At 65.6% G+C, this 26,941-nt stretch carries 25 protein-coding genes and 2 pseudogenes; 10 read left to right on the forward strand and 17 right to left on the reverse strand.

All coding sequences use genetic code 11. From position 1 onward, the window contains the following. From P2869_RS19580 to P2869_RS19595, 4 genes are all read left to right on the forward strand, one after another. Positions 1-987 (forward strand): LLM class flavin-dependent oxidoreductase, encoded by a 987-nt coding sequence (locus tag P2869_RS19580; protein ID WP_277599248.1) that lies wholly within the window; start codon positions 1-3, stop codon positions 985-987. 93 nt (positions 988-1,080) lie between these two features. Next, positions 1,081-1,755 carry a molybdate ABC transporter permease subunit gene (gene modB, locus P2869_RS19585; RefSeq protein WP_026121180.1) on the forward strand — a complete coding sequence of 225 codons (675 nt, stop codon included), beginning with the start codon at positions 1,081-1,083 and terminating at the stop codon, positions 1,753-1,755. Between the two features lie 37 nt (positions 1,756-1,792). Then, positions 1,793-2,539 carry a molybdate ABC transporter substrate-binding protein gene (modA, locus tag P2869_RS19590; protein ID WP_051061947.1) on the forward strand — a complete coding sequence of 249 codons (747 nt, stop codon included), beginning with the start codon at positions 1,793-1,795 and terminating at the stop codon, positions 2,537-2,539. A 13-nt stretch (positions 2,540-2,552) separates the two neighbouring features. Continuing rightward, positions 2,553-3,344: an ATP-binding cassette domain-containing protein gene (locus P2869_RS19595; RefSeq protein WP_017773484.1), complete on the forward strand. Its 792-nt coding sequence runs from the start codon at positions 2,553-2,555 to the stop codon at positions 3,342-3,344. A gap of 75 nt (positions 3,345-3,419) precedes the next feature. Here P2869_RS19595 and P2869_RS19600 read toward each other — a convergent pair whose 3' ends face one another. Together P2869_RS19600 and P2869_RS19605 are read right to left on the reverse strand one after the other, a co-directional pair. After that, positions 3,420-3,635 (reverse strand): DUF3820 family protein, encoded by a 216-nt coding sequence (locus P2869_RS19600; RefSeq protein ID WP_026121182.1) that lies wholly within the window; start codon positions 3,633-3,635, stop codon positions 3,420-3,422. A gap of 101 nt (positions 3,636-3,736) precedes the next feature. Then, positions 3,737-3,971: pseudogene (locus tag P2869_RS19605) on the reverse strand (carotenoid oxygenase family protein); the annotation flags it as partial. A gap of 84 nt (positions 3,972-4,055) precedes the next feature. Here P2869_RS19605 and P2869_RS19610 point away from each other — a divergent pair. Beyond that, on the forward strand, positions 4,056-4,427 hold the full coding sequence (locus P2869_RS19610) for a VOC family protein (RefSeq protein WP_017773486.1): 372 nt from the start codon (positions 4,056-4,058) through the stop codon (positions 4,425-4,427). A gap of 73 nt (positions 4,428-4,500) precedes the next feature. Then, positions 4,501-4,952 (forward strand): annotated as a pseudogene (locus tag P2869_RS19615) (DDE-type integrase/transposase/recombinase); the annotation flags it as partial. Positions 4,953-4,965: 13 nt separating this feature from the next. On the opposite strand, the gene P2869_RS19620 reads toward P2869_RS19615, so the two are convergent. The 8 genes from P2869_RS19620 to P2869_RS19655 all read right to left on the reverse strand — a co-directional run bounded on the left by P2869_RS19620 (position 4,966) and on the right by P2869_RS19655 (position 14,267). After that, a complete protein-coding gene (locus P2869_RS19620; RefSeq protein WP_277599249.1) occupies positions 4,966-7,317 on the reverse strand; it encodes an aminomethyltransferase family protein in 2,352 nt (783 codons plus the stop codon). 16 nt (positions 7,318-7,333) lie between these two features. Further along, positions 7,334-8,698, reverse strand: a complete 1,365-nt coding sequence (locus tag P2869_RS19625) for an NAD(P)/FAD-dependent oxidoreductase (protein ID WP_017773488.1) — start codon at positions 8,696-8,698, stop codon at positions 7,334-7,336. A gap of 35 nt (positions 8,699-8,733) precedes the next feature. Then, positions 8,734-9,627 (reverse strand): bifunctional methylenetetrahydrofolate dehydrogenase/methenyltetrahydrofolate cyclohydrolase FolD, encoded by an 894-nt coding sequence (gene folD, locus P2869_RS19630; RefSeq protein WP_277599250.1) that lies wholly within the window; start codon positions 9,625-9,627, stop codon positions 8,734-8,736. Beyond that, complete coding sequence (gene purU, locus P2869_RS19635; protein ID WP_277599251.1) at positions 9,624-10,481, reverse strand: formyltetrahydrofolate deformylase; 858 nt, start codon at positions 10,479-10,481, stop codon at positions 9,624-9,626. Before purU ends, folD begins: the two co-directional genes overlap by 4 nt. Before the next feature lie 83 nt (positions 10,482-10,564). Continuing rightward, complete coding sequence (locus P2869_RS19640; protein ID WP_277599252.1) at positions 10,565-11,695, reverse strand: aminomethyltransferase family protein; 1,131 nt, start codon at positions 11,693-11,695, stop codon at positions 10,565-10,567. A gap of 49 nt (positions 11,696-11,744) precedes the next feature. Continuing rightward, positions 11,745-12,755 (reverse strand): DUF3445 domain-containing protein, encoded by a 1,011-nt coding sequence (locus tag P2869_RS19645; RefSeq protein ID WP_277599253.1) that lies wholly within the window; start codon positions 12,753-12,755, stop codon positions 11,745-11,747. Between the two features lie 10 nt (positions 12,756-12,765). Beyond that, positions 12,766-13,701 (reverse strand): PDR/VanB family oxidoreductase, encoded by a 936-nt coding sequence (locus P2869_RS19650; protein ID WP_277599254.1) that lies wholly within the window; start codon positions 13,699-13,701, stop codon positions 12,766-12,768. Then, positions 13,698-14,267: a dimethylamine monooxygenase subunit DmmA family protein gene (locus tag P2869_RS19655; protein ID WP_277599255.1), complete on the reverse strand. Its 570-nt coding sequence runs from the start codon at positions 14,265-14,267 to the stop codon at positions 13,698-13,700. The genes P2869_RS19650 and P2869_RS19655 overlap by 4 nt, the downstream gene beginning before the upstream one ends. Before the next feature lie 296 nt (positions 14,268-14,563). Here P2869_RS19655 and P2869_RS19660 point away from each other — a divergent pair, with 296 nt between their 5' ends. From P2869_RS19660 to P2869_RS19670, 3 genes are read left to right on the forward strand one after another with little or no spacing between them, the layout of a single operon-like run. Next, a complete protein-coding gene (locus P2869_RS19660; RefSeq protein ID WP_277599256.1) occupies positions 14,564-15,667 on the forward strand; it encodes an ATP-binding protein in 1,104 nt (367 codons plus the stop codon). Continuing rightward, a complete protein-coding gene (locus tag P2869_RS19665) occupies positions 15,667-16,338 on the forward strand; it encodes a response regulator (RefSeq protein ID WP_017773496.1) in 672 nt (223 codons plus the stop codon). Before P2869_RS19660 ends, P2869_RS19665 begins: the two co-directional genes overlap by 1 nt. Then, on the forward strand, positions 16,328-17,095 hold the full coding sequence (locus P2869_RS19670; RefSeq protein WP_277599257.1) for a PAS domain-containing protein: 768 nt from the start codon (positions 16,328-16,330) through the stop codon (positions 17,093-17,095). Before P2869_RS19665 ends, P2869_RS19670 begins: the two co-directional genes overlap by 11 nt. Positions 17,096-17,203: 108 nt before the next feature. Here the strand turns inward: P2869_RS19670 and P2869_RS19675 are convergent, their stop codons facing one another. The 7 genes from P2869_RS19675 to P2869_RS19705 form a co-directional block, all read right to left on the reverse strand. Then, entirely contained in the window at positions 17,204-18,382 is a 1,179-nt protein-coding gene (locus P2869_RS19675; RefSeq protein ID WP_277599258.1) for a porin, read from the reverse strand. 196 nt (positions 18,383-18,578) lie between these two features. Next, on the reverse strand, positions 18,579-20,267 hold the full coding sequence (locus P2869_RS19680; protein WP_126875975.1) for an APC family permease: 1,689 nt from the start codon (positions 20,265-20,267) through the stop codon (positions 18,579-18,581). A 137-nt stretch (positions 20,268-20,404) separates the two neighbouring features. Further along, the gene (locus tag P2869_RS19685; RefSeq protein ID WP_277599259.1) at positions 20,405-22,096 is read right to left on the reverse strand and encodes an electron transfer flavoprotein-ubiquinone oxidoreductase; all 1,692 of its coding nucleotides are present in this window, start codon (positions 22,094-22,096) and stop codon (positions 20,405-20,407) included. 22 nt (positions 22,097-22,118) lie between these two features. Next, complete coding sequence (locus P2869_RS19690; protein WP_277599260.1) at positions 22,119-22,796, reverse strand: HutD family protein; 678 nt, start codon at positions 22,794-22,796, stop codon at positions 22,119-22,121. Further along, positions 22,793-23,752, reverse strand: coding sequence for an electron transfer flavoprotein subunit alpha/FixB family protein (locus P2869_RS19695; protein ID WP_277599261.1), 960 nt, complete (start codon positions 23,750-23,752; stop codon positions 22,793-22,795). The genes P2869_RS19690 and P2869_RS19695 overlap by 4 nt, the downstream gene beginning before the upstream one ends. Beyond that, entirely contained in the window at positions 23,749-24,522 is a 774-nt protein-coding gene (locus P2869_RS19700; protein WP_277599262.1) for an electron transfer flavoprotein subunit beta/FixA family protein, read from the reverse strand. Before P2869_RS19700 ends, P2869_RS19695 begins: the two co-directional genes overlap by 4 nt. A 59-nt stretch (positions 24,523-24,581) precedes the next feature. Next, the gene (locus P2869_RS19705; RefSeq protein WP_277599263.1) at positions 24,582-25,769 is read right to left on the reverse strand and encodes an FAD-binding oxidoreductase; all 1,188 of its coding nucleotides are present in this window, start codon (positions 25,767-25,769) and stop codon (positions 24,582-24,584) included. A gap of 190 nt (positions 25,770-25,959) precedes the next feature. Between P2869_RS19705 and P2869_RS19710 the strand changes: the two genes are divergently transcribed. Then, positions 25,960-26,925: a LysR family transcriptional regulator gene (locus P2869_RS19710; RefSeq protein WP_277599264.1), complete on the forward strand. Its 966-nt coding sequence runs from the start codon at positions 25,960-25,962 to the stop codon at positions 26,923-26,925. Positions 26,926-26,941 lie beyond the last annotated feature (16 nt).

The raw sequence follows: 26,941 nt of genomic DNA on the forward strand, positions 1-26,941 counted from the left end.
ATGCGGGATTTCCCACCACGATATGGCGTGTTTCTCAACGTCGAAAATCCTCACGGCGATGCGCGCGACGCGCTGCGGCAAACCGTTCGCACCGGCGTCGCGGCGGAACAGATGGGCTTTCACGACGTGTGGGTGGCCGAGCATCACTACAGTTCGTTCGCGGTCGGCAGTGCGCTCACGGTGCTGCTTTCGCAGATTGCGGCGGGCACGTCGGCCATCCGGCTCGGCACGGGCGCATCGCTGCTCGCCTTGAACGACCCGCTGCGCGTGGCGGAAGACATTGCCTCGCTCGATCTGCTGAGCGGCGGGCGCATCGAGTTCGGCGTTGCGCGGGGTGGGCCGTTTCCTGCGCAGTATCGTCCGTCGGGAATTGCGTCCGGGGACATGGCACGCGAGCGCATGCATGAGGCGCTCGCATTGATCGAGCGGCTGTGGACCGAACCCGAAACGCACTTCGAAGGGCGCTTCTTTCGCTACGAAAGCGTGGCGGTCTATCCACGTCCGTTGCAGCAGCCGGTGCCGGTGTGGCTGGCGAGCCTGAGCGGGGCGTCGCCGAAAATTGCCGCGGAGCACGGCTATGGCCTGATGGCCGCACCTTCTGCGGATCTCGATCAGGTCGCAAAGCAGGTGGCGGCAGAGCGTGTGCGACGCGGCGCTTTTCCGTTCGCGATTGCGCGCTTCTTTCATTGCGACGAAGACGGGCGTCGCGCCGTGGAGCACGGCGTTGAAGCCGTGCGCGCGTACCCGCAGCTGATGGGCGTGCATTTTCCACCAGGCAAGCTGCCGCCGATGTTCGCGCCCGATGCGCCCAACGACGTGATTCTTGCGAACGCGATCATCGGCGACCCCGAGCAGTGCATTGCGCGTGTGAAGTCGATGAGCGAGCGGCTCGGTCCCCATCGACTGTTGCTCAAGCCCGCGACACACGACGCGGCGAAGGCGCGCATGTCGCTCGCGCTGTTCGCGCGTGCGGCCGGGCTGGGCTGAACGTGATCGCGCGACACGACGATGGCCGCCGTGCATGGCTTGCATCTTGCACTGCCTCACGCATCGCCCGATTCTTCACACGGATTGTCGGAAATGTCGGATTCCCTACATTCGATGGACTGGTCGCCATTCTGGCTTTCGCTGCGCGTGGCGGGCATCGCGACGGTGCTCGCGCTCGTGGCGGGCATTGCGTTGGGCTGGCTGTTCGCGCGCCGTCGCTTTCCGGGCAGCGCGATGCTGGAGGCGGTCTTCATGCTGCCGCTCGTGTTGCCGCCCACGGTGATCGGCTACGGGTTGCTGGTCGCGGCTGGTCGGCGCAGCGTGGTGGGCGGCTGGCTGTATCGGCAGGTGGGCTACACGGTCGTCTTCAACTGGCACGGGGCCGTGCTCGCGTCGGCCATCGTCGCGTTGCCGCTCGTGCTGAAGTCCGCGAACGCTGCGTTCGCCGGTGTGGATCGCTCGCTCGAAGCCGCAGCGCGCACGCTGCGCCAGTCGCCGTGGTCCGTGTTCGTGCGGGTCACGCTGCCGCTCGCGTGGCCCGGCATCCTCGCCGGCACGCTGCTGGCCTTTGCGCGCGCCATGGGCGAGTTCGGCGCGACGCTGATGGTGGCCGGCGACATTCCCCACCAGACGCAAACGCTTTCCATGGCGATCTACGACGCCATGCAGGACGGCCGCGACCAGGCCGCCTTGCTGCTGGTGTTCGTCACGTCGATGCTTTCTATCGCAGTGCTGGTGTTGTCCGGCCGCTTTCTCTCTCTTCGCTGACTTCTTGAGGTGATTCGTGAACCGTCTTCGCGCCGTTTTGTTCGCCATCCTGATTGCAGTGCTGTCTTGTGTCGTGCTGCCCTCTGCCGCGCTCGCGCAGCAGCTCACCGTTTCGGCTGCGGCCAGTCTGACCGAAGCGTTCAACGAGGTGGGCGCGAAATTCCAGGCATTGCATCCGGACGTGACCGTGCGTTTCAATTTCGCGGCCTCCGGCGTGCTGCTTCAACAGGTTCGCGAGGGCGCGCCTGTCGATGTGTTTGCAAGCGCAGACGAGCAGACGGTGACGCGCGGCGTGCAAGCCGGTTTGTTCGACGCCTCCACGCGGCGCGACTTCGCCGCAAACGCACTGGTGCTGATCGTGCCTGCGGCGCAGGGCTCGCCCGTGAAGAGCGTGGCGGATCTTTCGAACCCGGCCGTGCGGCGCATCGCGATCGGCAAGACATCGACGGTGCCGGTGGGTCGCTACACGCAACAGGCGCTCGAAAAAGCGATGCTCTGGAATGCGCTCGCACCGAAATTCGTGCAGGCCGACAGCGTGCGACAAGTGCTCGATTACGTCTCGCGCGGCGAAGCCGAAGCCGGCTTCGTCTATCGCACCGACGCCGTGCTGATGCCCGGCAAGGTGGAGATCGTGCAGACCGTGGGCGGACACGACCCCGTGACGTATCCCGTGGTCGCCGTGAGCGCGAGCCACGAGCAGGCACTTGCGAAGGCGTTCATCGACTACCTGCTGAGTCCGGCCGCGCAGGACATTCTGAAGCGCCACGGCTTCTCGCAGCCGTGACTGCCTGCACGCGATGATCGATATCGATCTTGATGCCACCGTTTGCGACGGCGCACGGCGTTTTACGCTCGCCACGCGGTTCATCTCGGATGCGCAGGTGGTTGCGCTCTATGGCCCCTCGGGCGGCGGCAAGTCGATGACGCTGCAGGCCATGGCGGGGCTGCTGAAACCGCAGCATGGGCATGTGCGCATCGGCGCGCGCGTGCTGTTCGATTCGCGACAGGGCATCGACCTGCCGCCCGAGCAACGCAGCGTCGGCTATCTGTTTCAGCACTACGCGCTGTTTCCGCACCTGAACGTGCGCGACAACATTGCGTTCGGCCTGACGACATGGCAACGGCGCAGGCTGTCGCACGACGACGCCCGGCACGTGGACGAACTGCTGGAGACGTTCGGGCTCGCGGCACTGGCGTCGAGCCGTCCCGCCACGCTCTCGGGCGGGCAGCAGCAACGTGTCGCGCTCGCTCGCGCACTAGCATGCCGGCCGGGCCTGCTGTTGCTCGACGAGCCCTTCGCAGCCCTGAACCCGCTGCTGCGTGACGAGTTGCGTGGGCAGTTGGGCGACGTGTTCGCGCGCTGGCAGATGCCGGTGGTGATGATCACGCACGACATCGACGACGTGCTGGCCTTGGCCGACGTTGCGTTCATCGTGGAGAGCGGCCGCGTGATTCGCGAAGTGGATGTGCGAAGCGGCGAGTCGCGCGCTATGACGACGCGCGCGCTGCTGCCGGGGCATGGCGCAGAACCGCTCGATGCGCGCGCACGCCGCGTACGGGAACTGCTGCACGTGCACGCGGCGCGTTGAGCGGCGGGGAGCGCATCTGTCGAGAGCTTGCCGGATGCGTGATGAACGCCGACGGGCCGCATCGACGCGATTGCGCTATTCGCGCTTGCGCAGCGGATCGAGCAGGCCCCTCAGGCCGTTATGGTCCATCTCGTGCATCAGCGCGAGCAGCCGCCCGATCTCGCCGCGCGGGAACCCTTCGCGGGCCAGCCAGTTGAGGTAATGCCCGGGCAGGTCGGCAATGAGCCGACCTTTGTATTTACCAAAGGGCATGGCGAGGGTGACAAGGCGTTCGAGGTCGGGGGCTGGCATGGGCGGTATTGTGCACGGCTTTGCGCTTTGGCCGGGCTGAGATGGCGCATTCATCGCGTGCCGGGCGCTGCGGGGCAGGGCGTAACGCAACGAATACGGCTTCAGGCAACGCCTCGATCTTCATTCGCGAGCCATGCGCCATGAAACCCGGCCGGAATTCGCGTGGGAAGGTGCACGGTGGCGACCGGTCCCGCAGCAAGATCGCGCATCGAGCACGAAAGCCGGCTCGCTGTTCTGATCCCCCGGTGGCACCGCATACCGTGCAAGCGCACCGCTTGCCCAGTCGTACCGCACGATTGCGCGCAGTTCGATGGGGGGCGGCTGCCCGGCGGCATAGCGCTGTCGGCGACGTGTGGCAACATCGCGGTGAGCGCTCGATCGCGTCCGGCCTCGCGCAGGTCCCACACTCCAGGAGAACCCATGTTCGACCACGTCAAATTCGGCGTCAGCGACTATGCAGCCAGCAAAGCGTTCTTCCTCAAGGCACTCGAACCGCTCGGCGTAGCGGTTGTCGGGGAGGGGGTGCCGACGTACGGTGTCGAGCTGAGCCCGCCGGGCAAGGCGTCGTTGTGTCTGTACCAGACCGGGGAAAAGCCGGCGCATCTTCACCTGGCGTTCGTGGCCGAGACTCGCCAGCAAGTCGAAGATTTCTATCGCGCAGCGCTCGCCGCGGGCGGCAAAGACAATGGCGCACCGGGTCTGCGCCCGCACTACCACGCGAACTACTTTGCCGCGTTCGTCATTGGTCCGGACGGGCACAACATCGAAGTGGTTTGCCACAAAGCGGCCTGAGTCTTCGCCCGGGCGGAGATCACTCCATCCGGCAATGTCAACGTGAAGGCCGCGCTGGGTAGAGTTGGGGGATGACATCGAGGAATTGCTGCTCGAGCGCGGCGTCGTGGTCAGCTACGAGTCGGTGCGCAACGGGTGCGACCGGTTCGGCGCGATGTATGCGCCTGCCAGGTGAAAGCGGCCCGGCCGCGGCCGGGCACGACGTGGCATCTCGATGAGCTGTTCGTCAAACTGCGCGGTAAGCCGTACGTGCTGCTGCAGAAGCGCCGTGACAAAACTGCGGCAAGGCGCTTCTTCGGAAAGAGGCTGCACTCATACCCGGTGCCCCGGAAGATTGTCACCGACCGGCTGCACAGCTATCCGGCGGCAAGAGCCGAGGTGCCGCAGCTGGCCAGCGTGAAGCACGTCTTCGTGAAGGCCTTGGCGCGGGTCAATAACCGAGCGGAAAGCAGCCTCCAGCCGACGCGCCGGCGTGAGCGTCAGATGCAGGGTTGCTCATGGTCGGCGTCGTCGACGCAATTGCAGCGGTAGCCGGCTGTCAGCTCCGCACGCGGGACTTCTCCGGATCGTAGAAAATCGGCGCTACGACCGTGGCGTCGATGCGCTTCTGCTGGCCGTCGAGTTTGCCGATCTGCACGACAGTGCCCGGTTCGGCGTAAGCCACGTCCAACCGGCAGAGCGCGACGTTGCGGCCCGTGGCCGGCGAGCGGGTCGCGCTTGTCACGACGCCTGTCTGGGCCCGTCCTGTGTGCACGCAATCACCATGCGCGGCGGGCTCGTTGCCGGCGAGTTCGAGCCCGACGAGCTTGCGTTGCGGATGCGCGCTACGGCGCAGCAGCGCTTCGCGCCCGATGAAATCGTCGCTCTTGGTTTTCAGCGGTACGCAAAAGCCTATGCCGGCTTCGAAAGGATCGATTTCATCGCTGAATTCGTGGCCTGAAAACGCGAGCCCGGCCTCCACGCGCAACATGTCGAGCGCATCGAAGCCGAGCGGTACGAGTCCGAACGGCTCTCCCGCCGACCACACGCTATCCCACACGGCTGCCGCATGATCGGGATGACACCAGATTTCGTAGCCAAGCTCGCCGGTGTAGCCCGTGCGGCTGACACAGACCGGCAGCCCGTCGTACCCGCCGATGCGGCCGACCAGAAAGCGGAACCAGCCGAGGCCAGCAAGCGTAGGCTGCGTCCCCGGTGTCCAGACGATCTGTTGCAGGATCGCGCGGCTCTGCGGTCCCTGCACGGCGATGTTGTGGATCTGCGAAGAGGCCGATTTGACCCAGACCTTCATACCGAGTTTTTCGGCCTGTTCACGCAGCCAGATGCCGGCGTAATCTTCGCCGCAGATCCAGCGGAAGTTGTCCGGGCCGAAGCGCAGCAGCGTGCCGTCGTCGAGTATGCCGCCGTGCGGGTAGCACATGGCGGCATACACCACTTGCCCGACCGCGAGCCTGCGCACGTCGCGCGTGAGGCAATACTGGAGCAGCGCTTCGGCATCGGGCCCGAGGATGTCGAATTTGCGTAGCGCGGAGAGGTCCATGATCGCGGCACGTTCCCGGCAGCCGTAGTATTCGTCGATTGCGCCGTAGCCGTCGAACTGCGAGGGCAGCCACCAGCCGCGGTATTGCGTGAAGCGGCGCGTCAGCGCGGAAGTGCGCGGATGAAAGCCGGATTCCTGCGTGAGAACCGCCGGGGCGTCGGGCGTGGATCGGATGGCCATGGACACGGAAATGCGCTCCTTGCTCGAATAGGTGCGAACCTGGATATCGGTCGGATTCCAGCCGTTGGCCGGGTCGATGTCGTCGGGGCACGACGTGCTGACGCAGACGAGATCCCTTTGCGCGCGCAACAGCACGTAGTCGCCGGGCCGCGACCACGGTTCGTCGATCGTGATCTGCTGACGGGCGTCGATGCTCGTGTTGAAAAAGAAGTTGATGGCGGGCCAGCCGGGGCGCGCCGGTACGCCGAAAGTCGCGAGGGCTACGCTGATGTTGTCGCTGCAATTCGGGTGACCGGGGTAGCCTTGCGACTCGTAATACCGCGCCGTGCAGGCGAGCGAGAACGAGTCATGCCGGCCTGCCGTATCGCGCACCACCTCCAGCATCGGTCGCATGTTGCGATCGTAGAAGCGGGAGAACAGGCCCGGTGCAGGCCAGGCGCTGCCGTTCAGGGTGCGGGTGACGGTCGGGTCGAGATCGAGCACGTCGCCGTGCTCGAGCGCGGCGAGATCGAACGCGACGAAGTCTGTGCATTGCCGTCCTGCCACGTCGAGTATCTGGAGGTACTCGCCGGCCCGCACGGTATAGGCCCGCGCCGTGCCGGGGCGGATCAGGAAGTCGTCGAGCGGGTCGGCCAGCGGCACGCTCTCTTGCGGTTCATATGCCGACGGCGGATGAGCGCGGCGCACGACGAGTTGCAGTTCCGTCGCCTGCTGTCCGATCTCGTCGGGCGTGCCCGGTCTGCCCGGCGCGGCCACGAACACGACCAGGGGCTCGCTCGCCGTCATGGTGCAGGCATGACCGGCGGCCGTGCCGGGCGGCCACAGCAAGGCGGCCTGCGCCCGCCGGACATCGAGCCCACGGCGGGCGAGGATGGCCGATATCTTGACGTTGTGCTGCGTTGCCTGCCCGAGCGAACCGGCAATGAAGGTCGCGCGCGAATCCGCCCGCAGGCCGAGGGCGGCCAGCGCGCAGCGGCCGTCTCCGGCATGCACGGCGAGCAGTTCCGCCGGCTGGAGTCCTTCGATGTCGATGACCTGCAACGTGTCGCCACGTTGCAGGTCGACGACACTCAGGCCGCCGCCAGCCACGCGGTATCGTTCGCATCCGTCGTAATGGCCAGCGAGAGCCGGCTCGTGCGGTCGGGAGACGGAAGGTGCGCGAATCGTCATGAGCGGGCTCCGCGTTTCAACCGGCTTTGGCGATGGGTGCCGGCTCGCCGAGGTAGGCCTCCATCGAGTCATCCAGCGCCTTGATCCACGGCGTGTGATGCGGCGGGGACTGGGTGCCGGTCATCAGCGAACGATACGACTTGTTGCGATAAGCCATGATGTTCTCGTGCTTGTCGTGCTTCCATTCGAGAAACGTGCGGTTGACGCCGGCAATGTCGAAGCTTGGGTAATCCGTCGCGTCGATCAGCTCCTGGATGTAGCTGCCCTGGAACTCGAACATCTCCTGATTCGTGACGAGCTTTTCTTCGCGGGCTCGCCACGCGAGATCTTCCGCGTGCATCGCTTCGCGCGAGGGCAGGGCAATCCGGCCGAGAATCACGTCGCGCACGTACCAGGCCTGGGCGTCGAACATGTTGAACGAGTACCAGAGGTCCTGCATTCCGAGATAGATCATCTGCGGGTTGGCTTCCCAGAACACGCCCTTGTAGAGGTTCAGCGGCCACAGGCGGTTGTTGGTGCGCAGGCGCAGGCTGTCCGGCAGGAAGGGGAAATGATGCTTGTAGCCGGTGCAGAGAATGATCGCGTCGATCTTGCGCGTGGAGCCGTCCGCGAAGAAGGCCGTGTTGCCGTTCACGTACTTGAGCAGCGGCTTTTCTTCCCAGCTGGGCGGCCACTGGTAGCCCATCGGCTGCGTGCGGTAGCAGCTCGTGATGCTGCGGGCGCCGTATTTGTAGCATTGCGAACCGATGTCTTCGGCGGAGTAGCTGCTGCCGATCAGCAGAATGTCCTTGCCGCGGAATTCCATCGCGTCGCGGAAATCGTGTGCATGCAGGATGCGGCCTTTGAACGAATCGAAGCCGGGGAACGTCGGGGCGTCGGGAGTCGAGAAGTGTCCGCACGCGTTGACCACGTAATCGAAGGTCTCGCTGTACGTGACGTCCCGGTCGAAGTCGTGAACCGTGACGGTGAACTGGCGGGTCGCATCGTCGAAGCTTACGTTGCGCACGACCGTGTTGAAGCGGATGTGGGAACGCACCCCTGCTTTTTCGACGCGGCCCTTGATGTAGTCCCACAGGACTTCGCGCGGCGGGTACGAGGCAATGGGCTTGCCGAAGTGTTCCTCGAACGTGTAGTCGGCAAATTCCAGGCATTCCTTCGGACCGTTCGACCACAGGTAGCGGTACATGCTGCCGTGTACCGGCTCGCCGTGCTCGTCCGTGCCGGTGCGCCACGTGTAGTTCCACATGCCGCCCCAGTCGGCCTGCTTTTCGAAGCAGACGAGATCCGGAATTTCCGTGCCCTTCGCCGCGGCCGACTGGAATGCGCGAAGTTGCGCGAGACCGGAAGGACCGGCGCCGATGATTGCAACGCGTTTCTTCATGGTGTTCACCTTGCTGGAAAGAAATCGGGCGGCGGTCAGGCCGCTGAAGCGGGAGCCTGCTGCCGCAGGCCATGCTGCGCGGCTGCGGCGGCAATCGTGTTTTTCATCAGGAAAGCAATGGTCATCGGCCCGACGCCGCCCGGCACGGGCGTGATCGCACTGGCGACGCGCGATACGCTGTCGTAGTCCACGTCGCCGACGAGTTTCGGTTTGCCGTCCACTTCGATGCGGTTGATGCCCACGTCGATGACGATTGCGCCTGGCTTGACCCAGTTCGCGTCGATCAGTTGCGGCTTGCCGACCGCGGCGATCACGATGTCGGCCTGCCGGCACAGTTGCGCCGCATTGACGCTGCGCGAATGCACGACGGTGAGCGAGCAGTTCGCCTGGAGCAGCAGCGTCGCCACGGGTTTGCCGACGATGTTCGAGCGGCCCACCACCACCGCGTGTCTGCCGCTCAGGTCTTGCGCGACCAGGTGCAGCAGATGCAGGCAGCCGCCCGGTGTGCACGGCGCAAGCCCCGGTTCGCCAAGCACGAGCCGACCGACGTTTTCGCGGTGGAACCCGTCCACGTCCTTGCCGGGGGCGATCGCGTCGATCACGGCGCTTTCGTTGAGTCCTGCGGGCAGCGGCATCTGCACGAGAATGCCGTGGACGGCGGGATCGGCGTTGAGCTTCGCGATCAGGCCGAGCAACGCGGGCTCGTCGGTGTTGGCCGGCAAGCGGTATTCAAGCGATTCGATGCCGGTTTCGCGGGCACGCAGCACTTTGTTGCGCACGTAGACCTCGCTGGCCGGATCGTTGCCCACCAGCACGACGGCGAGGCACGGCGTCACGCCCTGCGCGCGCAGACGCGACACGTCTGCGCGCAGCGTGTCGAGCAGACGTGCGGCCTCGGCCTTGCCGTCGATCACGTGTGCCGCGCTCATCGGAAGATCACCGTGCGGTGCTGGTTCAGGAATACGCGGTGCTCCGTGTGGTATTTCACGGCGCGCGAGAGGGCAACGGTTTCGGTGTCCCGGCCGATCGCCACCAGATCGTCGGGCTTGAGCACGTGGTCCACGCGCTGCACTTCCTGTTCGATGATCGGCCCTTCGTCGAGATCGGACGTCACGTAGTGGGCCGTGGCGCCGATCAGCTTGACGCCGCGGTCGAACGCCTGGTGATACGGCCTCGCCCCCTTGAAGCCTGGCAGGAACGAGTGGTGAATGTTGATGGCGCGGCCGGCCAGCTTCGTGCAGAGATCGTTGGAGAGAATCTGCATGTAGCGGGCGAGCACAACCAGCTCCGTGCCGGTTTCCTCGACGATGTGCAGCAGATCCGCTTCCTGGCGGGCCTTCGTTTCCGGCGTGACGGGCAGATAGACGAAGCGGATGCCTTCGCGCTCCACCATCGGGCGCAGGTCCAGATGGTTGGAGACAACCGCGGTGATGCGTATGCGCAGTTCGCCCTTGTGCAGCCGATACAGCAGGTCGGCGAGGCAATGGTCGAACTTGCTGACCATCAAGAGAACCTTCATGGGCTCCGAGGCATTCGTCAGTTTCCATTGCATCGAGAAATCGTTCGCAATGCTGGAGAATTCATGACGCACGCGATCGATGTCGCTCTTGGCGCCTTCGTTGAAGCGAAATACCGCCCGCATGAAAAACGTGCCGCTGGTCTCGTCGTCGAACTGGGCGAGTTCGCCGATATAGCAGTGCGACGCGGCAAGGTAAGAGGTGACCGCTGCCACGATGCCGGATGTGGCGGGGCAGCTCACCGTCAAAATGTAGTTCTGGCTCACGCTGAGTCCTTGAGTCCATGTGAAGGGAAAACCGGGCGGCGCGCGCGCCTGGCCGGGCGCGTCTTTTGCACGCGTGCAATCGCCTAGCCGATCGCGGTGCGTTTCTTCTTTTCCGGATCGTCGAACGGCAGCGCCGCGGCGCGGGCCGTGGCTTCGATGCTGCCCCTCACCACGAGCGGCGTGCCCGGTACCGCCTGCGGGACGTCGAGCCGCGCGATCGCGAGAGAGCGACCGGTCAGGCGCGAGTACATCCCGCAGGTCACGACGCCGACCTGCCTGCCGTCGTGCCAGAGCGTGTCGCCGCCCGCGCTGGCTTTTTGCGAGTCGATCTCGATGCCGAAAATCCGGAAGCGCTCGCGCCCCTGGAGACGGAAGTGTTCGGTCGCGCCGCAGAATTCGATCTTGCCCGGCGAAACAGTGAAGTCGAGGCCGAGTTCCCACAGCGTGTCGCCGGCCTTTTCGTCGGCGAAGGGATACATTTCCGAGTTGTCGTACGGATAGAACAGCAGGTAGCTTTCAACACGCAACCAGTCGAGTGCCGTGAACGCGCACGGAATGATGCCGAGCGGCTGGCCTTTTTCCAGGATGGTGTCCCAGATCAGTGGGGCATCGGCTGCCTTGCAGAAGATTTCGTAGCCGCGCTCGCCGGTATAGCCCGTGCGGGAGATCGTCACCGGCCGCCCGAACAGGCGGGTCTGCACGTGGTGGAAGTACGGCAGGTCGCGAATGCTGGGGACGTATTCGGCAAGGAAGTCGACTGCTGCCGGGCCTTGCAGCGACAGATCGTGCAGGTCGTCGTCGAACAACACGGCAACCTGCCGTCCGTAAGCGGAACGGACGAGGCGTTCATAGCCCGTTCCCGAACCGTGCACGACCATGAACGCATTGGGACCCGTGCGATAGACGATGCAGTCGTCGATGAACCTGCCTTCCTCGTTGAGGATAGCGGCGTAGACCGACTTGCCCGGATAGAGCTTGCCGATGTCGCGCGTGGTCGCCCAGTCCAGCAGGCTTTGCGCGTGCGGGCCGACGTAGTGGACCTTCTTCAGGCCCGACACGTCCATCAGTCCCGCGCGGGTGCGGATGGCCTCGTGGTGGTCGGCGAGATCGCTGGAGTAGGTCCACGCCGTTCCCATGCCGTTCCAGTCTTCGAGGTTCGAGCCGAGTGCGCGGTGACGGTCGGCGAGTGCGGAAATGCGCCAGGAAGTTGCCATGCTGAATGCTCCGACAAGAAGATGATGGGTTGAATGTCCTGCACGGTGCTTACCTGTCGAACTGGCTCAGCCAGTCCACCAACGTTGCGCGGTAACGCGATATGCCCTTGTATTCGGCGATCGGGTCAGGCAGGTCGCGCATCACGCGATGCAGGCGGCGCGCCCACTCGGGGTTGGTCGCGAGGTCGGCCATGCTGCATAGAAAGGTGCGGATGCCGAACATCAGCGCATGGCTGCGCGGCAGGCGGGCCATGAACTGCAGCTCGACGCGCAGGTGCACGATGTCGCCTACGTTTTCCGGCGTGACGTGGCCGCGCTCGCTGCCCCACAGGTGCCAGGTTTCCGACGAGGTATCGAGGCGCGGATGGATGGTGAGCGTCCAGTTCAGCCGGCGCACCGGGCTGCCGGGCTGGATCGCGAGCAGGTACTTGAGCGCCCGCTCGAAGATGCCGGCCTGGTGCGCGAGCGGAACCGGCGAGTGCCACTGCCTGAAGCTCATGCCGGCATCGAACGCGAGCGACCAGTCCGCCGGGCCGGTAATCACGCCGGCATCCATGAACAGATCGCCGTCGCGCTGATCGAGCAGCGCCATGTCGCCCTGGGTCTGCCGCATGATGTATTCGAGCGGCGGGCAGGGCAGCGTCGCTGCGTCGCCGAACGTGAAGGTTTGCTGAATGTTCAGTGGACGGTTGGTCCAGTGCCAGCGGTCCCCGTCGCATTCGAGCGCGAACCACGCGGGGTAGTCGGCCGCGAGGTGATGCATGATCATGTCGAGCGCGTCCCACGAGGCCGTTTCCATGTGCGGCATCACGATGCACCGGCGCGGGTCCTGTTCGAGGACGATGGCGCGTTCGGCCACTTCCGCGCGGTAGTGTTCGTCGATGTCGAAGTTATGCTCGAAGACCGAACCGGGGTTGCGCGAGACAGCCGGCTCGATGTTGACCGAGTACATGTAGTTGTCCTCGGGAAACGGGAAGGGAAAGCGGGCAATGGCCCGTTCGCTGTTGCGAAACGTGAAGTCGTCGCGATACGTTTCGACGGATTCGATGGGCAGGCTCATGGTTCGGCTCTCAGAGATCGAGTGTCAGGGTTCGGCCACACGCACGCGAGACGCAGGGCATCAAATGGGTCGCGCGTTCCTCTGTTGTGAGATACGCGTCGCGGTGCTCGACCTCGCCGTCGAGATACCGTGTCGCGCACTGGCCGCATACGCCGCCGCGGCACAGGTTCGGAACATGGAGGCCGGCGCTTTCGAGCGCTTCGAGCAGGCTCTGGTCCGACGCGACGTCGATGCTGCGTGCGCTGCGCCCGAGTTGCGCGGTAAAGGGTGTGCCCGGGGCGGCGGCCACGAACGCTTCCCAGTGCACCCGGCTGTCCGGCCAGCCGAGCGCGCGTGCCGTGTTGCGCACGTCGGCCAGCATGCGTTCGGGGCCGCAGACGTAGACGTGCGCACCGAGCGGCCGGCCGGCGAGTACGCGCCGCGCGTCGAATACGCGCTCGCTGCCGTCGTAGCTGTGCAGGCGTGTGCCGAGCCGCGCCGACAGATCGGCGAGATAGGCATCGGTCAGGCCGGGGCGACAGGCGTAGTGCAGTTCAAAGTCGGCGCCGCTGCGTTCGAGTTCGGCAATGTGCGCGAGGAACGGCGTGATGCCGATTCCGCCTGCGACAAGAATGTGAGTCCGGCACGTCGCATTGAGCGCGAACAGATTGGCCGGCGCCGTCACGCGCAGCGTCATGCCGGCATGAATGCGTTCGTGCACGAAGGCGGAGCCGCCGCGCGAGCGTTCCTGCCGACGCACGGCAATGCGCCAGGTCCGGCGGTCCAACGGGTCGCCGAGCAGCGAGTAGGCATTGCGGATGGTGCGTGTGCCGTCGTTCATCCAGAGCTGGATGTGACTGCCCGCTGAGAAAGCCGGCAACGCGGCGTCGACCGGCTCGAGCGTCAGTTCGCGGATCACGGGTGTCAGCGAGCGGATCGCGGAGACGCGAACATCGAACGTATTCATGGTTGGTTCTCCGCGTAGGGATGATCGGGATTCGCGCACGCGCCGAAGTACGCGCCGAGTGCCTGCGAAAAATGCTGGCGCACGGCGAGCCGCAGGCCGCAGCCGGCGCAGATCACTTCGTCGTTCGATGGATAGCCGTGCGTCTCGCCGCAGTGCACGCAATAGACGTTTCGAGATGACCCATGCACCGATGCGCGCATCTCTTCCGCGCGCATGCCGGCTGCGGCGGCGATCCGGCGCACGCGCCAGATGAAGGCTTCGGTACCACACAGGTAAAGGCGCGTGCCGACCGAGGCGGCGGCCAGTGTCTGGCGAACGGCATCTTCGAGTTCGTCCTGCTGCCGGACGTATTGCGCGGTAATGCCGGTCAGTGCGCCTGGTTCAGCGGATGCGCCTAGCACGAGCGCGCTCGCCTGTGCGTTGCCGGACAGTTGCGCAGCGAATGCCGCGTGCTCGCTCAGCGCTTCAGCCTGCGCCACCAGCAGATGGGCTGTTCCCGATGCATCGAGCTGCAAGGCGGCATAGCGCGGAACGCTATGCGGATGATCCAGAGGGCTGATCGACATGACATGTCTCGTAAGGGTGGATGCCGCGCGCAGCGGTGCACGCGTGGCCGGCCAGGTTCAAAAAAAGTGCATCGCCTGTCCCATGAACGAGCACGCGTATTCATTCGTGGGCGCTCTGCGGACTGCCTGCGGAGCGCACGTGCTCATTTCTTGTTGGGAAACATGGTTTCTCGACAGTAATCGGCCATCAATCCGGAAGACGAGGTATCCAGAAAGAGGTAAATGTCCGTCGCAAGCGGACAAAGGCGCGAAACTTGCTTGATGCAGCCGTTTTTTCAATCCGAAGCGGATGCCCTGTGATTGCGGATGCCAGTCTGGTCGGTGATGCTTGTCCGGCTGCCGGAAACACGCCGGTAGCGGCGCGTTTCCGTGACGTATTGCTGGCGTGCCTCGCGGAGTTGTTGAGCGATTCCGGACAGGCCACTGCGTTGCAGGTTCTGGCTTGTGGTTTGAGGAACGTCTTGCCGGGAAGCCGTATCGAGCTGGCGGGAAACGGACGCGATCGCCATGAATCGACGCAGGATGCGGCGGCGTGCTGCACGCAGGGGACGCACTGCCAGTTCAGCAAGGCCGCGCGCGCGCCAGCCGGATGGTGTCCCGATTGCAGCCCGTCGACCGGTTTTATGAGGGCCGTGCGTAAGCTCGCCGATGTCGTGCTGGTGCTGGACGTGCCGGCTCCTGCCGAGCCGGGGGTGCTGGACGATATCGATCGCGTCGTGAACATGGTCGAGCGTGCGCTCGAACTCGCGGCAGGCAGGACGGCGGGCACAGTGGGCACAGCGGGCCGCGGTGTCGGCGAGGCGGAGGCGTTGACGCGCGAACTGCACGATTCGGTTGCGCAGCAGCTCGGCTTCCTGTCGCTGCTGGTGGCCCGCCTGCCGCAACAGGGCGCGCGCCACGATCCGCTTCTGGTTGAGATCCGCGCGCTCACGACGCGGCTGCAACGCCAGGTACGCGAACTCATCACGAGCGCGAGACTGACGCTCGACGGACGTTCTCTCCAGCAGGCGCTGGCCGATTCGATCGTGGAGTTTTCGCGCCGATGCGGCGTGGTGCTGGAACTGGACAATCGCCTGCCGCATCTGCGCCTCGAACCTGGGGTCGAACTGCACATCCTGCAGATCGTCCGCGAGGCGTTGTCCAACGTCGTTCGCCATGCTCAGGCCAATCATGCGTGGGTGGTGCTGCGCGACGGTGAGGGAGGGTTCCACGTGTCCGTGATGGACGACGGCGTCGGCCTCGGCTGTGCCTCGGTTGCAGAGAATCACTATGGGCTGACCATCCTGCGCGAACGTGCACGGGCGATCGGCGCCACGCTCGAGTTCGGCAGCGGCACGGACGGAGGAACCTGCGTGAATCTGTTCGTGCCTGGCAGCTTGTCTGCGAAGGAGGTTCGTTGATGAGCCCGACGACCATGCTGCTGATCGACGATCACCCGCTGTTTCGTCGAGGGCTGGCGGAATTCTTCAATTCGACCGGCGAGTTCCGCGTCGTGGGCGACGCATCGAGCGGGCGTCAGGGCGTCTCGCTCGCATGCGAGCTGAGGCCCGCGCTGGTGCTGATCGATCTGCACATGCCGGGCCTGAGCGGGTTGCAAGTGCTCGACGAGTTGCAGCAACTGGAACTGGATTGCGTGAAGGTGCTGCTGAGTGCGGAGATGAGCCGGGACGAACTGATCGGCGCCATTCGCCTCGGGGCGAACGGCTACATGCTCAAGGAGTCAGAGCCCGAGGCGCTGCTCGCGTACGTGCGTAGCTGCATGCAGGGCGTGGTGGTGTTCGACGACGAACTGGTGCGCCTGCTCGCGCAGACGCGCGCGGCGGGCGACGACGCGGAGCCGCTCCGGGTGTCCGACCTGACCGGCCGTGAAGGACAGACGCTCGCGCTGATCGCAGAGGGCATGAGCAACAAGCAGATCGCGCGCGAACTGGGTATTAGCGAGGGAACAGTGAAGGTGTACGTGAAAAACCTGCTGCGCAAGCTGGGTGTGAGAAGCCGGCTCGAACTTGCTGCATCGGTGCATCGAAGCGGGATGGGGCCGCAGTTGGGGAAGAGTGGCGATGAGTCGTGAGAGCGAAATCATGGAACGCCGGCGCGGCGAGAGACTCGATGCGGACGTGTTTCCGGTCTCGCTGATCCGCGTGTCGGCGGAGGGCCGGATTCAGGGCTGCAATACCGCGTGGGTGGAAGCGATGGAGGCACCCACGGCGGATACGCTGATGACCGATTACGTTCATCCGGAAGACCGGTGCGTCTGGTGCGCCATGCTGCAGCGTTCGAAGGCCGGCGTCGCCGGCACGGCACGGGAGCGGCTGAGGCTGGTTCATCCGGACGGCGGGCTGCTGTGGTACGACGTTTCCGTGCGTGTGGCCGACGACCGCTTCTTCGTCGCGCTATCGGACATCACCGCGGACCGGCGGCGCGAGACGTCGGCGCAGGCGCATCTGCGTAGCGCGCTGGGCCTGCTCGACAATATTCCGGGGATGGTCTATCGCGGCCGCAACAACCGGCTCTGGACGATGGAGTTCGTCAGCGCGGGCTGCGAGAACGTGACCGGCTATTCCCGTCAGTGGTTTCTCGACAGCCAGGAACACACCTTCGGCAAGCTGATCGTGCCCGACGACGCCGACTACGTGTGGGGCAGCGTGCAGGAAGCGCTGGCGGTGCGAGGCGTGTTCGAACTGCGCTATCGCATCTGCTGCGCAGATGGACAGATCAAGCGCGTGTGGGAAACCGGCGTCGGCATTTATTCGGCGAGCGGCGAAGTGCTGGGCGTGGAGGGTGTGATCTTCGAGGTGCGGCCGGGCTATCGCGATAGCACGTGCTGAGTCCGGATAGCGAAAGCCCGGCCAGGCGGCCGGGCTTTGCCTTTCTCGGGGCAGCAGGCATGGACACCCGACGCCCCGTGAGCGGGCGCAGCGGTATCGCCGGACTTTTCAGAACCGGTGCAGGATGCCGAGGTTGGCGATAACCTGCGCGCCGTTGCTCGACGTGTAGTACATGTCGCCCGCCGATGCGAGCGCGCCGCTCGCGTGCTGGTACGCGCCCACCGCATAGAGCGTCGTGCGCTTCGACAGGGCGTACTGCGCGCCCGCCGAAATCTGATGGATCGAGGCCGCTGTCGCGGATGGGTCGACGCCTTGCACGGCCGCCGGCGCGCTGCCGTGCACGTAGGCGTAGCCGAGCCCGAGCGTCCACGCCTGCGTCGCCTGGTACTGGAACAGCGCGGCGCCCACGTTGAAGTGCACCGACGGCGCACCGTTTGTGCCGTGATACTGCGCGTTGCTGTAGCGCACGCTGACGGTGTACGGGCCCGTTGCATACTGCACGGCGGCCTGCGCGATGCCGGCCGATCGATACGAGGCCGGATCGTAACCGAGCGCGCCGCCCAGCAGCGGCTGCGCCGTGGCGCTCGACCAGTTGCCGGTCAGCTGGTTGTAGCTCGCGCGAAAGTAGCCGGCCGCCACGGTCAGGCCGCCGGTGGTGCCGGTCGCCGCGACCGACCACGACTGGCCCGCGCCCGTCGCGCCTGCCACGCCGCCGAACGCGTATTCGCCTTCCATCTGCAGCCCGGCGAACACCGGCGACACGTACTTCACCGCGTTGTTGACCACCGTGCCGTCGTCGTTGTTGTCGACGTCGCCCGGCGTCGCGAATGCCGACGCGCCCCACATGTCGCCGGTCAAGGGCTGCACCATGTCGGTCACGGCGTCGTACTGGCGGCCGAAGGTCAGCGTGCCGAAGCGCTCCGACGACAGGCCGACGAACGCATCGCGGCTGAAGAGCGAGGCGGCGGGCTGCTGGCCGCTGACCGAACCGTTGGTCGTGTTGAAGCCGCTTTCGAGCTGGAACAGCGCGGCGAGGCCGCCGCCGAGATCTTCCTTGCCCTTGAGACCCCAGAGGCTGACGCCGACCGCGCTGTTGTCGAGCCCGTAGCGGCGCTGCGCGCCCGTGGCGCCGGGACCGCCGGCGTTGCTCACGTATTCGAGCGATTCGTCGATGACGCCGTACAGCGTGACGCTGCTTTGCGCATGAGCGACGCCGCTGGCGGCGAGCATGGCGGCGCTCATGGCGAACATGGTCAACGACAGCGAGGGCAGGGCAATGGATTTCACCTGGTTCTCCGGAAAATAGCGTAAATGGTTGGTCGTGTAGCGTGACGGGCGTGCGCCAGCCGCCGGCTCCGCGCGCATCGGCGGGGCTGGCGGTTGATACGCATTCCTGTGGGTCGTTCCCCGAGACGGGTCGGGGCGAATAACGGCGTGAACTACGGAGTCACTACGGGGTGAATCGAAGCGGGCGAGCCCGGCGTCAGGGGGCAAGCAGGTGGGTCACGACGACCACGGCGACGCCGAGCGCCAGCACTGCGTAAGGCAGGTAGCCCGCCTTGCGCGAGGGCTGGCTGCGGGACAGCTCCATGTCCTCCAGCATCTGGTCGGGAAAGCGCCCTTTGTCGGTCACGTAGTGGCGCCAGACGAAGACGGGAATGATCAGTGCGGCGAAGACCAGTCCGGAGACGAGCGTTCCTTTGCCCCACACGTCCGCACCGAATCCCATCAGCGCAAGGTTGACGAAGGACAGCAGCGTGCCCGCTGCAATCAGCCACGTCGGGGCGCGGAACGGCCGGCTCCAGGACGCGCGGTCGATGCGGTGAATCCACGCCGAGTTCAGGTTCAGGAAGTTGAAGATGATGTAGCCGACGTTCGACATCGCGAGCACGACCGTGTAGTCCGACATCATCAGCAGGAACAGGTTGAACACGAGGTCCGTCCACATCGCGCGGGTCGGTGCGCCGTTTTCGTTGACGTGCGAAAGATACTTCGGCAACCAGCCGTCCACCGATGCCTGGTACAGCGTGCGCGACGAACCGGCCATCGAGGTCATGATGGCGAGCACGAGTGCGAAGACGAGCATGGGCTTGAGAATGTATTCGCCCCACGAGCCGACGTGCGTGATCTTTGCCATGGCCTCGGCAACGCCCATGCCGCTGTAGATGCCCGGCGACAGCACGCCGTCGTAGACGGCCGCCTGCGTGACGTTGCCGGCGGCATCCCGCACTTCCGGCGTGACGAGCTGACCGAGACCCAGCGCGCCCTGGAAGGCGAGCGGCACCATCGTGAAGAACACGATGCACAGCAGGCCGGAGTAGAGAATCGCCTTGACGGTGTCGCGACGCGGGTCGCGGAATTCGCGCGTGTAGCAGACGGCCGTTTCGAAGCCGTACGTGGACCATGCGGCGATGAAGAGCCCGCCCGCCATCAGCTGCAGCCCGCCCGCGTTCCACGTGCCGTCGATGACGCGCCCGGCTGCATCCTTCGCGAGCGGATAGAGCGGCAGCAGATGATCTTTCGGCAGATCGCCGCTCAGGATCGGATAGACGCCTACGATCAAGAGCGGAAGCAGCGCGGCGATGGCGAGGATCATCTGCAGCTTCGCGGCCTGCAGAATGCCGCGGTGCTGAATGGCGAACGCCGCAAGCAGAATGACGGCGCCGATGAGGAAGGTCGCGTTGATGCGCAGCGTCAGGCCGCTCGCGAGCCAGCCGAGATCGAGCAGGGTGATCTGCCACGTGTTGATGGCGGCCGTGGCCGGGAACAGCATGTTCAGCACGTAGCCTGCGCCCATGCCCGAGCCGATGGCCAGCACCGGCGACCATGCGAACCAGTTGCACCAGACCGAGAGCGGTGCTAGCAGCTTGCTGTAACGAACCCAGGCGATGGCGCCGTAGACGGAGGCGCCACCCGACTTGTGCGGAAAGAGCCCCGCGATTTCTGCATAAGAGAAGGCCTGGATGAAGCCGAATCCGATCGAGAGCATCCAGACGATCCACGACGGCTTGCCGACAGTCGCCGCGATCGAACCGATCGAAAAAAGCACGAGCGCAGGAACACCGCTCGCTACCCAGAAGGCGCCTGCCCAACCTATCTTTCGATGCAGGCCCGAAATTTCAGTCTGGAGTCCAGATAGATTCGTCTGCGCCCCATCGTTGATTGAACTCATGTAGTGTCTCCGACGATATGCAAACTAGCTTGCACACGTTGAAGATCGTCAACCAATAAATCGAAATCAACCTTCACGAAGATATACCCCTAACGGAGTAGCGGTACATCTGCTATGCGGGCCATTGAACCGGGCGATTACATTCCGGCGTAATTGGGCCCGCCGCCGCCTTCCGGGGCCACCCAGACGATGTTCTGTGTCGGGTCCTTGATGTCGCAGGTCTTGCAGTGCAGGCAGTTCTGCGCGTTGATTTGCAGCCTGTGGGTGCCGTCGTCGTTCTTGACGAACTCATACACCGCCGCCGGGCAGAAACGCGCCTCCGGCCCCGCGTAGGTGCGCAGGTTCACGTCGACGGGAACCTGAGCGTCCTTCAGCGTCAAATGCGCGGGCTGATTCTCTTCGTGGTTCGTATTGGAAATGAACACGGAAGAAAGCCGATCGAAAGTGAGCGCGCCGTCGGGCTTCGGATACTCGATCGGCTTGCATTGCGATGCGGGCTTCAGCGTTTCGTGATCCGCGTGCCGGTGATGCAGCGTCCACGGCACGTTGCCGCCCATGATCTTCTGCTCGATGCCGACCATCAGCGTGCCGAGATACAGTCCTTTCGACATCCACTGCTTGAAGTTGCGCGCACGGTGCAACTCCGTGTAAAGCCACGACTGCTCGAATGCCTGCGTGTACGCGCTGAGTTCGTCGGCGCGGCGGCCGGCTTGCACGGCGTCAAACGCCGCTTCGGCAGCAAGCATGCCGGTCTTGATGGCGGCGTGGCTGCCTTTGATGCGCGCGGCGTTCAGGAAGCCCGCGTCGTCGCCGATCAGCGCGCCGCCCGGAAACACCGTTTTCGGCAGCGACATGAGGCCGCCCGCCGTCATGGCGCGCGCGCCGTACGAGAGGCGCTTGCCGCCTTCGAGAAACGCGCGGATCGACGGATGCGTCTTGTAGCGCTGAAATTCTTCGAACGGCGACAGGTACGGGTTCGTATAACCGAGACCCACCACGAAGCCGACCACGACCTGGTTGCCGTCCAGGTGGTAGAGGAACGAGCCGCCGTACGTGTCGGCCTTCAGCGGCCAGCCGGCCGTGTGAATCACGAGCCCCGGCTGGTGCTTCGCGGGATCGATTTCCCACAGTTCCTTGATGCCGATTCCGTACGTCTGCGGGTCGCGGCCCGCGTCCAGCCTGAACTTCGAGATCAGCTGGCGGCCAAGGTGGCCGCGGCAGCCTTCGGCGAACAGCGTGTACTTCGCGTGCAATTCCATGCCGGGCTGGAAATTTTCGGTCGGCTGGCCGTCCTTGCCCACGCCCATGTTGCCCGTCGCGACGCCTTTCACCGAACCGTCGGCGTGGTACAGCACTTCCGCCGCCGGGAAACCCGCAAAGATTTCGACGCCCAGCGCTTCGGCCTGCTGGCCGAGCCAGCGCGTGACGTTGCCGAGGCTCACCACGTAGTTGCCGTGGTTCCGGAAGTTGTCCGGCAGCGCCCAGTCCGGCGTCTTTCGCGCGCGCGTTTCGGACAGGAACAGGAAGCGGTCTTCGGTGACCTCGACGGTAAGCGGGGCGCCGCGTTCCTTCCAGTCGGGAATCAGTTCGGTGAGCGCGCGCGGGTCCATCACGGCGCCGGAAAGAATGTGTGCGCCGATTTCCGAACCCTTTTCGAGCACACACACGCTTATCGCGGCGTCCGTGCGGCCGGCGAGCTGCTTGAGCCGAATGGCCGCGGAGAGCCCGGCGGGCCCGCCGCCGACAATCACCACGTCGTATTCCATCGATTCGCGAGCAACGTGCGAAATGTACGATTCGCCGGGTTCGATCAGCGAGGCATGAGACATGAGCGGATGCGAGAGAGAAGGGTTAGCGTGCGGCTGAACCCGCAGCGATGGCGATCGAGATCAGCCGGGATTCGGGCGCGATGGGCGTCAGGTCGAGTTCTTCGCTGCGGCCGTCGAGCCACAGCCCGTGCATGGGGTGCAGGTCGTGGGCGCCTGTCAGCGTACTGCCCACGCGCCAGTGACCCGACGCGCAGATCAGCATCTGCGTGGGCGCGGGTGTGACGCGATGCGAATGCGTTGCCACCACGACGGTGGCAACGCAGGCCGCGCGCCGCGTCATGACGTTGAGCACGTGTGTTGGCCGGACGATGTCGCGCGCCCACACCGGCAAATCGCCCGGAAAGTGCGCGGGCGCAATGGGGCTTGCGATCAGGTGTCCGTCCTGGGCGTGCAGTTCGACGCTCGTGTTGTCCATCGGCACGAGCACGCGGTCCATGCCCGCAAAGCGCGAAAACGCGGCCGAGCCCTCTAGCGTGGCAAGACTGATGCGCCAGTCGACCTCGCCGTGAGGGCCGGTGCCGCTCGCGATCGTGCGCGTGACGCCCGCGCCGTTGGCCCACGCTTCAGGTGGAATCTGCGCGCAATCGACGAACCGGACGCACGGATAGCGCGATGCCGGCACGCTGTTCGTCGCGCGGGCGGCAGGCGCAACCGCTGCGCCGTGCAGCGCCGCGCCGCCTTCGTAGCTCGCGTGCGTCATGCGCCGTCTCCGGCCCCGACGTGGCGCTCGAGCGCGCTCACCACATCGAACAGGTCACCAACGAAGCCCACATCCGCGAACGAGAAGATCGGCGCATCGGGATCTTTGTTGATGGCGACGATCAGCTTCGAGTCTTTCATTCCGGCCAGATGCTGAATGGCGCCGGAAATGCCGAACGCGAGATAGGCGTCGGGTGCCACGGTCTTGCCGGTTTGCCCCACCTGGATGGCGTTCGGCGCGTAGCCTGCATCGACGGCCGCACGCGAGGCGCCCAGGGCCGCGCCGAGCCGCGAGGCGAGTGCGCCAAGCCGCGCCATGTTTTCGCCGGACGCGAGACCGCGACCGCCCGACACCACGATCGGCGCATTCGCGAGATCGATTCCGGTGGCCTCTGCACCGTTGCGTTCGAGCAAGGTCGTCGCGGCGAATGCAGGCGGTGCTTCGAGCGAGGCGATCGGCGCGGGTTCGGTGCGATCTCCCGCTACCGCGAACGACGACGTACGAACGGTCGCGAAGGTCGTGTCGCGCGCGCTGGCCACCGTCGCGACGATGCTGCCCGCGTAGAACCCGCGCACGAAGTGGCCGTCGTCGGTGAGGCCGGTCACGTCGGCCACGAACGCGGCGTTGGCGAGCGCGGCGGCGCGCGGCAACGCATTGCGGCCCAGCGTGCGATGCGCGGCCACGATGAGCGAATAGCGCGGGGCCAGGCCGGCGAGCTGTGCGGCAAGGCTTTCCGGCGCGATGTCGTTGGGCAACGGCGCGTTGGCGGAGGCCGGCGTATCCGGATGGATGACGCAGTCCACGCCATCGATCAGCGCGGCCTGTGCGGCCATGGCGGGATCGAGGGCAAGCACATCCACCGGACCGCGGCGCGCATGCGCCGCGCTCACGAGGCGGCGAACGGCCTCCGGCAGCGTGTGGTCGGCAGTCGGTTCTGCGACGACGAGCGTTCTCATGCGCTGGCTCCTGAACGGGAAAAGACGTGGTGTGCGGCGAGCGCGGTGAGCAGTGCATCGACATCGGCGACACGATGGCCGGCGCGCTGCACGGACGGTTCATCGAGCCGCACAGTGCGCGATGCGGGTGCGAGATCCACGGCGAACCGGCTCGCGTCGACGATGGCAAGCGGCTTCTGTTTCGCCTTGACGATGCCGGGCAGCGTGACGCGCCGCGGTTCGGCAAGACGCAGGTCGGCGCTGATGACGGCGCGCCCGACGAGCAGCCACGTTGCGGTGCCGCTGTCGTCGCCGCAGACCACGCGCCAGCCGTCGCCTTCGCGAACGAGCGCCGTGGCGTCGAGCCCTTGCGGCCAACCGAGCAGGCCGGCGAGCATCGGCGCGACGCCTCCTGTGTCGTCGTCGATGGCCTGCTTTCCGCAGAGCACGAGATCGTAGGGCGACGTGTCGAGCCACGCGTGCAGCAGGCGGGCGACGCCAACCGGGTCCAGCGCGGCATCGCCCGTATCGATCAGGACCGCGTCGTCGGCGCCCATCGCGAGGCCCGTGCGCAGCACGTCCTGGCAGACCGGCAGGCCGCACGTGATGACGCTCACGTGCGCGGCGTGGCCGGCTTCGCGCAGGCGCAGCGCCATTTCGAGCGCGCATTCGTCGAACGGATTGAGGGACATCTTGAGGCCAGTGGTCTCGACGCTGCCGGTCGAACCGACGCGCACGCGCACGTTCGGATCGACGACGCGCTTGACCGGCACCAGAATCTTGAGGGACATGGATGTCTGTCTGAAACGGAATGGAGGGTAAGCAGGCGGAGCCAGAACAGTCAGGACAATCAGGACACAGCACCCAGGCCGTACTTGCCGGTCAGCAGCGCGCCGGTCGCAAAGCGTTCGAGCGCGTAGGGCGCGAGCGACACGTCGGTTGGCTGGCCGAGTGCGTGCTGGGCGAGGAGCTTGCCGATGGCGGGCGAGAGCTTGAAGCCGTGGCCCGAGAAGCCGAAACCCACCACGAGCCCTTCGATGTCGCCCACCTTGCCGAGCACCGGATTCCAGTCCGGCGTCACGTCGTAGACCCCGGTCCACGACGACGCCAGCCCCGCTGTTTCGTAGGCGGGGAAACGCTCGGCGACCTGCGCGCCCACTTCGGCAACGTAATCGAGCGAGATGTCGCCCTGCTCGGTTTCAGGCGCGTTCAGCGTTTCGCCCACCACGCCTTCTGAGACCAGCATCTGGCTGCCGCCGTAGCTGCGGTAGTACAGCATGCCGGCGGAGCCGAGGTCCTTGAACGCTGGCATCTGATACGAGTACCGGGCCTCGTCGCATTCGAGCGCCAGCACGGTGTGCCGTTCGGGCGCGACGGGCAGCGGCACGCCGATCCAGCCCGACAGTTCAGGCGTCCAGATGTTCTGCGTGCTGATGAGCGTGGCGCAGGTGAAGCGGCCCGCGCTCGTCTCGATGCCGACCACGCGGCGGCCTTCGCGCACGAGTCCCGTAACCGTTGTGCCTTCGAGAATCTTGACGCCGCGCCGCCGTGCCGATTTGGCGAAGCTCGTCGCGACGAGGTACGCATCGGCAAAGCCGGCTTCCGGCTCGAAGCCGATCAGCGCCGCGTCGTCGAACTGCGCGATGGGCAGGCGCTCGCGTGCCTCGTCCCGTTCGAGCAACTGGACTTCGATGTCCATCGCGCGCTGGGCGTCGAGCGACGCGCGCAGTGGATCGAGCTTCGGGCCGTCGGGCGCGCAGATCATGTAGCCGCACTTGACGAGCCCGCACGACGCTTCGTCGTCGCCCACGTAGTCGGCGAAATTGTTGAATGCCCACCACGACGCGCGCGCCAGCTCGACGTTCTGGCGGACCGAGTAATGCGTGCGCAACAGGCCGGACGATTGCGACGTGGTGCCGGCGCCGATCATGCCGCGCTCGACGACGAGCACGCTGTGGGCGCCGAGCGCGGCAAGGTGGTGCGCGACCGACGTGCCGATCACGCCGGCGCCGATCACGATGAAGTCGAAGTGGCTCATGGTTCCCCTCAGGGTCCTCTGGGTAGACGGTGAGCCGATTCTAGGCAGCGGGGGCCCTGCCGAATTTTGTATTAGGCAAACTTATGAAGCTCGCCCGGAAGTGCTCATCCAGAGCGCGGGCCGACCGAACCGGCGCATCATTCCTGCCACCTTGCCGGAACGGCCGTATGCGACGGCAACTGGAGAGAAGATGCGACGCACCCCACCGCCAATCGACCTGCGCGCGCTGCAGGCTTTCGTTGCCGTGTGCGAGACCGGGTCGATGACCGCCGCGGCGAAGCGTATCGGCGTGAGCCAGAGCGCGATCAGCCAGGCCGTTTCGGCACTCGAACGCGAGCAGGGCGCCGTGCTGTTCGATCGCGACAGCCGCCCGCCGCGGCCCAACATTGCCGGCCGCGCGCTGCTCGAACTCGCCGGGCCGTTGCTCGAGCACGCGCAAATGGTCAGCACGCGGGTGGGCGATGCATCGGATTCGGGGCGCTTGCCGGTGCGGCTCGGCTGCGTCGATTCGTTCGCGGCGACCGTGGGCCCCGAACTGATCCGCGCGGTGTCCGGCACGTCGCGGCAGATTTCGATGTGGTCCGGCATCACGCCGGGTTTGAGCAAGCAATTGCACGACCGCGAACTGGACGTCGCCGTGTGCACGCAAACCGCGCTGAGCGACGCGCGCATCGTGGAGGTGCCGCTTTTCTCGGAGGCCTTCGTCGCTGTCGTCGCACGCAGCCATCTGGCCGGACGCCCGAACGTGGACTGGCGCACGCTCGCGGCCGAACTGCCGCTGATCCGCTACACGGCGCGTTCGGTCATCGGCCAGCAGGTGGAACGGCTTGCGCGTCATCTGGGTATCGACAGCCCGAGGCGGTTCGAATTCGACGCGACCGACCCGCTGTTGAGCCTCGTTGCCGCGCGGGTGGGCTTCGCCATCTCGACGCCGCTGTGTCTGTGGCAGGCGCGGCACTACCTCGGCGAGATCGCGATCCTGCCGTTGCCGTCCGGCCGCCTTGGGCGGCGCGATTTCTTTCTGCTGCACAGGCAAGGCGAGTGGGAAGACTTCGTCAGGGAGATCGTGGAACTGACGCGGTCCGTGCTCGACCACTCCATCCGGCCAGCGCTCGCACGTACCTTGCCGCAGCTTTCCGGCGACGCATTGCTTTGATTCACCAGGAGCCCCG

The sequence above is a fragment of the Paraburkholderia sp. SUR17 genome, assembly GCF_029536165.1.
Taxonomy (GTDB): Bacteria; Pseudomonadota; Gammaproteobacteria; order Burkholderiales; family Burkholderiaceae; genus Paraburkholderia; species Paraburkholderia kururiensis.